We start from the raw sequence: 3,584 nt of genomic DNA on the forward strand, positions 1-3,584 counted from the left end.
CCCGCGCGTTCGCGCGAGGGGAGGCGAGCGGGTCCGCCGTGGACGCCGTCGTGCGGCGTAGCCACTACGTGCGGGCGGACGCCACCGAGGAAGAGGATTTGCGCCACCTGTTGTCCCATGCGCGAGGCCGTCTGGTCCTGTACTTCGCGCTACCACCCGCGATCATCGTCGAAAGCTGTCGAGCCCTGGCCCGGCTCGGTGTCCCCGAGGACACCCGCCTGGTGGTGGAGAAACCCTTCGGCACCGACAGCGACAGCGCGGCCTCGCTCAACGAGTTGCTCCACACCCTGGTCCCGGAGGAACGGGTCCACCGGGTCGACCACTTCTTGGGCATGACGACGGTGCTCAACATCCTCGGTGTCCGGTTCGCCAACCGAGTGGTCGAGCCCTTGCTCGGTTCCGAACACGTGGAGTCGGTCGAGATCCTCTTCGAGGAATCACTGGGTCTTGAGGGCCGTGCCGGTTTCTACGACGGCACCGGTGCCCTGCGCGACATGGTCCAGAGCCACCTGCTCCAGGTCCTGGCCCTGGTGGCGATGGAGCCGCCGAGCACGCTGGAGGCGCGCGAGGTGAGTGACGCCAAGGCGCGGGTTCTGCGGGCCACCCGGGTGTGGAACGACGATCCCGAACGGTTCAGCCACCGCGCCCGCTACATCGCCGGTACGGTCCAGGGCCATGCGTTCCCGTCCTACGTCGACGAGGAGGGCGTCGATCCCATGCGGGAAACCGAGACGCTGACCGAGGTCGTGTTCGCGGTCCACACCTGGCGGTGGCGGGGCGTGCCGTTCCACGTGCGTACGGGGAAGGCGCTCGGTTCTCCCCGCCAAGAGGTGGTCTTCCACTTCAAGGCGCCCCCGCACGTGCCCACCGGGCTCACCGGTGACCTCATCGACAACAGGCTGTGCGTCGGTCTGGGGTCCCGCCACCTCCGGATGGAACTCAACGTCAACGGGCCGGGCGACCCCTTCGACGTCTCCCCGGTGGCGCTCGGTACCGACTACGGGCCCGGTGACCTGCTCGAATACGGGGAGGTGCTGCGAGGGGTGCTCACCGACGAGATGCCTTTGTCGGTGCGCGGTGACATGTCGGTCCAGTCCTGGCGCATCGTGGAGCCGGTGCTAGAGGCCTGGAAGTCCGGTCGGGTGCCCCTTCAGGAGTACCGGGCCGGGGAGACCGGCACCTGGGGCATCCAACGATGATCGAGGTAGGGCCGAGGGCGTGCCCGCCGCCCGGGCGAAGATGACGGTCCGGTCGCTGCTCGAGTGCTCGGACCTGGTGAGGGGCGAAGGCCCGGTCGGATCCGCGGACCCGGCCGTGCCTTCAGGGGCGGTTTATCCCTCCGTGTCTAGGGTGAGGGAGATCAAGAGGTGTTCCACGCGTGATCCCAGGAGGCGATACGACCGTGAGCGATGACTACACCACCGGCAAGGACCGGGGTAAACGACCGTTCGTCGTCGACATCGAGGAAGCCAGCGTCCAGAACAGCCACTACCGGCGCACCCTGTGGACCGGTGAGCACCTCCAGCTCACCGTGATGAGCATCGACGTGGGTGACGACGTCGGTTTGGAGGTACACCCGGACAACGACCAGTTCCTCCGAGTGGAGCAGGGGACCGGACGCACCGAGATGGGGCCGGCCAAGGACGATCTGAACTTCGTTCGGGAGGTCGAGGACGACGACGTCATCATGGTTCCGGCGGGCACGTGGCACAACGTCGTCAACACCGGCGACAGGCCGTTGAAGCTGTACGCGCTCTACGGTCCGCCGGACCATGAACCGGGCACCGTGCACCCGGCCCACGAGGACGCGGAGAAGGACCCCAACGAGGATTGACGTCCTCCTCGCCCAAGGGGACGCGAACGCGTATGGCCCGGGGCTCCGGTCGGGTTCGATGCCGGTGCCCCGGGCCACACGCATGGCCCTCGCCATCCCTTGACGGGGTGACGTGGGTCTCAGGCGGACCCCTACAAGGTCCATGGGAACTCTTCTGTGCGCCCCGGTCACTGCCTGGGACCTCCCCGTAGCGGACAATGGGGACGACCGCCTCCCATCGCCCCTTCGAGAGGGAATCACCCATGCCCACCACCGGGACCAGGAAGCACGTCCGTCGCCGCGGACTCACCGCCCGTGACCTGGCGCTCATCGCGATCTTCGCCGCACTCATCGCGGCGATGAGCGTCACCGTCGCCATCCCCCTGCCGTTCTCCCCGGTACCGATCACCCTCCAGACCCTGGGCATCATGCTCGCCCCATCCCTCCTGGGAGCCAAGCGCGGAACCCTGGCCGTGGTCGCCTTCCTCGCCCTGGGTCTGGCCGGGCTGCCCCTCTTCGCGGGAGGACGCGGCGGACTGGCCGTCCTGGCCGGTCCCTCGGCCGGTTTCATCGTCAGCTGGGTGTTCGCCGCCCTGGTCATCGGTCTGCTCACCGACCTCATGGTCCGCAGCGGCAAGTACCGCTTCTGGCAGGGGCTGCTGATCAACGCCCTGGGCGGCGTCATCGTCATCTACGCCATCGGGGTCCCGTGGATGGGCGTCGTCCTGGGCGATGGTGTCCTGGCCACCGGCTTGGCGATGGTCGCCTTCCTGCCCGGTGACATCGTCAAGGCGGTCGTGACCGCGCTCATCGCCACCACCGTCTTTCGCGCCTACCCCATCCCGCCGGCCGGTCGCCCCGTCGAAGCCACCGCCGAGTCGTCCGGTACCCGGAGCGAGGCCGGGAAGAACGCCTGATGCTGCGCCTTGAGGGGGTGTCCCACTCCTACGAAGACCGCGCGGTCCTGCGCGAGATCACCCTGGACCTGGCGCAGCACCGCATCGGCGTGATCGGGGCCAACGGATCGGGCAAGTCCACGCTCGCCCGCACCCTCAACGGACTCGTCCTGCCGGACGAGGGCCGTGTGTCGTGGGGGGAGTGGGACACCCGACGGCACGCCAAACACATCCGCCGCCGTGTCGGATTCGTCTTCTCCGACGCCGCCAACCAGATCCTCATGCCCACGGTCGCCGAGGACGTGGAGATCGGGTTACGACACCTGCGTCTGGGGCGTGCCGAGACCGCCCGCCGGGTGGACGAGATCCTTGTCCGCCACGGCCTGGACGGGCACCGCGACCATCCCGCACACCTGCTCTCGGGTGGACAGAAGCAACTGCTGGCGCTGGCCTCCATCCTGGTCACCGAACCGGACGTGCTGGTCTGCGACGAACCCACCACCCTGTTGGACCTGCGCAACACCCGCATGGTCCACCGCACCCTGACCGGACTCGACCAGCAGGTCATCCTGTTCACGCACGACCTCGACCTGCTCGCCGACTTCGACCGGGTCCTGGTCATGGAGGAGGGCCGGGTGGTCTTCGATGGCCGCCCCGCCGACGCGGTCGCCTTCTACACCGAGCTCATGGACGAGGCGCCCCAAGAGGGGCGGGTGCGGTGAGCGTGCTCGGACTGTACGTCCCCGGCGCAGGGCCGCTGCACCGGATCCCGGCCGGCCCCAAACTCCTCGTCCTGCTGGTGCTGGGCGTGGTCCTCATCACCCTCGCGAACCCGTGGGCCTCCCTGGGCGCGCTCGCGGTGGCCCTGATCCTGT

General features: G+C 68.6%; 4 protein-coding genes and 1 pseudogene. All 5 read left to right on the forward strand.

Annotation, left to right across the window (positions count from 1 at the left end):
* On the forward strand, positions 1-1,199 hold a 1,199-nt coding region (locus D472_RS0124145; protein WP_017607004.1), incomplete at its 5' end, for a glucose-6-phosphate dehydrogenase.
* Positions 1,200-1,402: 203 nt separating this feature from the next.
* Positions 1,403-1,834, forward strand: a complete 432-nt coding sequence (locus tag D472_RS0124150; RefSeq protein WP_017607005.1) for a cupin domain-containing protein — start codon at positions 1,403-1,405, stop codon at positions 1,832-1,834.
* Between the two features lie 242 nt (positions 1,835-2,076).
* Positions 2,077-2,730, forward strand: coding sequence for a biotin transporter BioY (locus D472_RS0124155; protein WP_017607006.1), 654 nt, complete (start codon positions 2,077-2,079; stop codon positions 2,728-2,730).
* The gene (locus D472_RS0124160; RefSeq protein WP_017607007.1) at positions 2,730-3,431 is read left to right on the forward strand and encodes an energy-coupling factor ABC transporter ATP-binding protein; all 702 of its coding nucleotides are present in this window, start codon (positions 2,730-2,732) and stop codon (positions 3,429-3,431) included. Before D472_RS0124155 ends, D472_RS0124160 begins: the two co-directional genes overlap by 1 nt.
* Positions 3,428-3,584 (forward strand): annotated as a pseudogene (locus D472_RS29605) (energy-coupling factor transporter transmembrane protein EcfT); the annotation flags it as partial. The gene D472_RS0124160 and the pseudogene D472_RS29605, both read left to right, overlap by 4 nt.

This window comes from Nocardiopsis alkaliphila YIM 80379, assembly GCF_000341005.1.
GTDB classification, from domain to species: Bacteria; Actinomycetota; Actinomycetes; order Streptosporangiales; family Streptosporangiaceae; genus Nocardiopsis; species Nocardiopsis alkaliphila.

Bases quoted from the DNA above. Each gene is read 5' to 3' on its own strand.
- D472_RS0124155 (WP_017607006.1), top strand. From the start codon at position 2,077: ATGCCCACCACCGGGACCAGGAAGCACGTCCGTCGCCGCGGACTCACC.
- D472_RS0124160 (WP_017607007.1), top strand. From the start codon at position 2,730: ATGCTGCGCCTTGAGGGGGTGTCCCACTCCTACGAAGACCGCGCGGTC.